At 51.7% G+C, this 3,729-nt stretch carries 6 protein-coding genes; 3 read left to right on the top strand and 3 right to left on the bottom strand.

Annotation, left to right across the window (positions count from 1 at the left end; all coding sequences use genetic code 11):
- The 3 genes from H8Q75_RS08755 to H8Q75_RS08765 all read right to left on the bottom strand — a co-directional run.
- Positions 1–239, bottom strand: a 239-nt coding sequence (locus H8Q75_RS08755) for a hypothetical protein (RefSeq protein ID WP_297041156.1), incomplete at its 3' end; no start/stop codon positions are given.
- Between the two features lie 89 nt (positions 240–328).
- Positions 329–1,042 (bottom strand): tRNA (guanosine(37)-N1)-methyltransferase TrmD, encoded by a 714-nt coding sequence (gene trmD, locus H8Q75_RS08760; protein WP_024124657.1) that lies wholly within the window; start codon positions 1,040–1,042, stop codon positions 329–331.
- On the bottom strand, positions 1,042–2,151 hold the full coding sequence (locus H8Q75_RS08765) for a S49 family peptidase (protein WP_297041159.1): 1,110 nt from the start codon (positions 2,149–2,151) through the stop codon (positions 1,042–1,044). The genes trmD and H8Q75_RS08765 overlap by 1 nt, the downstream gene beginning before the upstream one ends.
- A 198-nt stretch (positions 2,152–2,349) precedes the next feature.
- Here H8Q75_RS08765 and pipX point away from each other — a divergent pair, with 198 nt between their 5' ends.
- The 3 genes from pipX to H8Q75_RS08780 all read left to right on the top strand — a co-directional run.
- Complete coding sequence (gene pipX / locus H8Q75_RS08770; RefSeq protein WP_024124658.1) at positions 2,350–2,631, top strand: transcriptional coactivator PipX; 282 nt, start codon at positions 2,350–2,352, stop codon at positions 2,629–2,631.
- A 431-nt stretch (positions 2,632–3,062) separates the two neighbouring features.
- Positions 3,063–3,305 carry a thioredoxin family protein gene (locus H8Q75_RS08775; protein ID WP_024124659.1) on the top strand — a complete coding sequence of 81 codons (243 nt, stop codon included), beginning with the start codon at positions 3,063–3,065 and terminating at the stop codon, positions 3,303–3,305.
- 54 nt (positions 3,306–3,359) lie between these two features.
- A partial coding sequence (locus H8Q75_RS08780) for a permease (RefSeq protein ID WP_297041162.1) occupies positions 3,360–3,729 on the top strand: 370 nt, incomplete at its 3' end.

Raw genomic sequence — 3,729 nt, forward strand, 5'->3', positions numbered from 1 at the left:
CGAGGAAAGTTGGGATCATGGTGATACTCAGCAATATGCCGCCAGACTCCCTGCTCCGGTAAATACTGCACCACAACCGCATCAACCCCTAGCCCCACGCCAACTTCCCGCACAGCCGTCTCAAAGATCACGTCGAGATCAAGGGAGTTGCGAATCGCTTGCATAATACGGTTCGCCGCTTGCTCCTGCAGTAACTGCTCTTTGAGAGCGGTAATCAACCGTGGTGAGGAACTGGCCATGGAAAAGCAGATTGCAAAGGCGCTAAGCCAGGAGAATTTGTCTTGAGACTAGCACAGTTTTTTTCTTTGTGGCCTAGGTTTAACGGTTTTCAATTGCCTTTGATTTGCCCCTGGGTTCGAGCTAACCATCGAGCATAAAGATCAGGGCGGCGCTCTCGTGTGCGCTCAATTTGCTGTGCCCGCCGCCATGCAGCAATTTTTCCATGGTGACCGGAAAGTAAGACTGGCGGTACTGTCCAGCCCCGAAATTCTGCGGGTCGGGTGTAGTGAGGATAATCCAGTAAGTCATCTTCAAAGCTCTCTTCGTGGAGTGAGGCTGCCTTACCAATGGTGCCCGGCAACAATCGCAGGACGCCATTGAGAATGACAAGGGCCGGGATTTCACCACAGGTCAAGACAAAATCGCCAATGGAGATTTCCTGGGTGACTAAGTGCTCAATGACCCGCTCATCCACGCCCTCATAGTGACCGCAAAGGATGACGAGCTGATCCCGTTCCCGTGACCAGTGCCAGAGGTGCTGTTGGGTGAGGGGCTGCCCTTGGGGGGTAACATAGATGACTTCGCGCCGCGGCAAACAGGGCAAGGATTCTATGGCAGCAAAGAGGGGTTCCGGTTTCATGACCATCCCTACACCACCGCCATAGGGCTCATCATCTACGCGCTGGTGCTTGTCGGTGCTAAAGTGCCGTGGATTGGTTAGGATGACCTCCGCAATGCCCCGCGCCAAAGCTTTGGCTATTAGGCCGCTGCTGAGGGGTGAAGCAAAGAATTCAGGAAAAAGAGTAATAATGTCAAAGCGCATTACTGACGATCGCAAGAGAGGGAACCATAGTAGGCAAGGGCACGCAGTTGACTAAGGGCGCAAAGTTGCTCTTGTTTCCACGCCCGTTGGGTTTCTAGTGCCCGGGGAGGTGACTGAACGCCAAAGAGTTGATTGATCAAAGGGGAGCGATCGCGCTGAAAACGGACAATGGCATATTCTCCCTCCTTGAGATTGGCAGCCCTGGCGAGGGCATTTAGGGTCTCTAAGCGGCTGCGGGTACCATCGATGAGACGGTAGCGCTGCGCCTGATCGTTACTGAAAATCATCGCTCCCATTTCGTTGCGAATGACGCTGGGATCAATGCCCCGTGCCTGGGCCACATGATGAATAAACTTAGTGTATTCCTGCTCAAGGCCAGCTTGGAGGACCTGAATTTCTTGGGGGGTGAGGCGACGGAAGGGATTGCCAATATCTTTGCTACGGCCAGCGCTCAGGGTCCGTTCTTCGATGCTATTGGCGGTGACGCCTCCCATCAGTAGGCCGTTATCGAGGCTGGTGGGGCGATCGTAGTAGAAAACACTGGGACCGAGAATGCCAATACTACCAACCATGCTGCCGTGATCAGCATAGATCTTATCGGCTGTCACCATTGCCCAAACCCCTCCGGAAGCAGCAATACCCTCAATAAAGGCATAGACGGGTTTTTGGGTTGCTTTGCGGTAGCTCCTAATGCCCTCGGCGATCGCCTGTGAGCCAAAGATTGTGCCACCGGGAGTGCTGATATTGACAAAGACGGCCTTAATAGTTTTATCCTTAGCAGCTTCTGCCAACTGCCGCTGCACTTCATAGCCGTAGGTGACACCCACAAGGGGGGCAAAGAAGCTATCCTCTTCGTTTTGGGGGCTGCCTAGAATTGGACCAGTAATGTCAATTCTAAGAATGCGATCGCGACTGCTCTCCTTGCCGCTGATATGTTCGTAGGGACTGGTTTCACTGGCGGGCGCCAACAAGATGCCGAGGAGGGCAAAGAAAACCGTGGCACTGAAGCCCACCACCCCCAGGGTGAAAAAAAAGGTCAGCGTGCCAAAAAAGATCACACCGCAGCGGTGAAACACACTAGGCCAAAAGGGGGGAAGTGAACGCGCCATGGATAAACAGAGGGAAGGGTTTGGGTATAATCTGAACAGCTTTTCAGCTCAGCCTCTTCAGTGTTTTAATTACTGAATTAACTTGAACTAACTTATTCTAGCCACAGTAGGCGGTCTTCTTTTGTTTTTCCTCCTCACGACTTACCCTTGCCGTGTTGGCCTTTCATCATCCTTTTGCGAGGTAGGTTCTCTTTTCTAATGAAGCCCCCGATTACTGCTGAGCAGTATCTCAATCATCCCACCTTTGGCTTGCTCTATGGGGTATGCCCTCTGGATGAGCATCGGCAACTTTTTACAACCTTGTATGCCCAGCGGCTCTTTTTCGTTGTGACTCAGCGGCCCGAGGGTGTGGAGTTTCAATCCATTAGTCGCACGGATGCGCGAATGCTCATTGAACAGCGGTTGCGATCCCTCCGTCGCCTTGGCAAAATGACCGAATACCAGGCCCTGGCAGCTATTCATCATCAAGCTTTCCTCTAGCGTTCTGGGATTGGTGAGGGATGATGCATCAAGGTAGCTGCGCAGCGCTGCGGTATCCATCCTCAGAGGCTGTGCCACCATGGTCCTCCCATGAGCCCATTGGCAGTTTGCTCTGTCGGCGGCGCATTGCTGCCGGCTATTGGAATTTGCCGGGATATTCAACGGGCAGAAGCTCTTAGGTTCCATCTTCAGGAAATCCGGCAGTTCCCAGACCTGCGGGAACATTGCCCACTGACCTACCGGCTGTCTATAATCAACTGCAAACGAAGATTGCCGCTATTGATGCTCAAATCTAACAGCTCTTTTGAGGGCTTGTTCTACTCAATTTTTGACTTTATAGTTAATTTATAGTATAAGTTTGTAGTATAAGTTTGTAGTATAGGGTGTTATGATAAAACTGTTCAATACCCTAGCCAATGAAGAGATGAGCTATGGCGGAGTTAATCGTTGATATTCTGGGGACAGGATGTAAAAAATGCCACCAACTAGAGGCCAATGCGCGGGCAGCTCTGGAACAGCTCAATTTAACTGCTCAGGTTAATCATATTACCGACCCTTTAGCGATCGCCGACTCTGGTGTCATGCGAACCCCTGCACTACGGATTAACGGACAAGTGGTCTCCCAAGGCAGCGTGTTGGATACCCAAGAGATCATTGCTTTTCTGCCTCATTAACATGCAAGTCAGAAAGAAAGAGAGTGCCCATTAGAACTGAGAAAGAAGAAAGCAATGGCATTTTGGCAGGGGCAATGGAAGTCACTATTGGTGACGATTGGCGGGTTTTTGGTGTGTTTTTACTTACCCGTTGAATCACTACAGCAGTGGCAGCGCCTGCAGGGGGCTTTTTGGAGTGCTCTCTATCTGGTGCGCTGGTATGCCCAGGAGCATGTTCTGCTGTGCTTGGTTCCGGCCTTCTTTATTGCAGGGGCGATCGCTGTTTTCCTGAGTCAAGAGGCCATCATGAAGTATCTAGGGGCAGAGGCCCCCAAGATGGTAGCCTATGGTGTGGCAGCGGTATCAGGTACGATTTTAGCGGTGTGCTCCTGTACAGTCTTGCCATTGTTTGCCAGTATCTACCGGCGAGGAGCGGGTTTGGGGC

Source organism: Thermosynechococcus sp. OHK43, from assembly GCF_014466085.1.
Classification (GTDB): domain Bacteria; phylum Cyanobacteriota; class Cyanobacteriia; order Thermosynechococcales; family Thermosynechococcaceae; genus Thermosynechococcus.

What these genes read in the sequence shown, in the direction of transcription:
- trmD (WP_024124657.1), bottom strand. Translation starts at nt 1,042, where the DNA reads ATGCGCTTTGACATTATTACTCTTTTTCCTGAATTCTTTGCTTCACCC.
- H8Q75_RS08765 (WP_297041159.1), bottom strand. Translation starts at nt 2,151, where the DNA reads ATGGCGCGTTCACTTCCCCCCTTTTGGCCTAGTGTGTTTCACCGCTGC.
- pipX (WP_024124658.1), top strand. Translation starts at nt 2,350, where the DNA reads ATGAAGCCCCCGATTACTGCTGAGCAGTATCTCAATCATCCCACCTTT.
- H8Q75_RS08775 (WP_024124659.1), top strand. Translation starts at nt 3,063, where the DNA reads ATGGCGGAGTTAATCGTTGATATTCTGGGGACAGGATGTAAAAAATGC.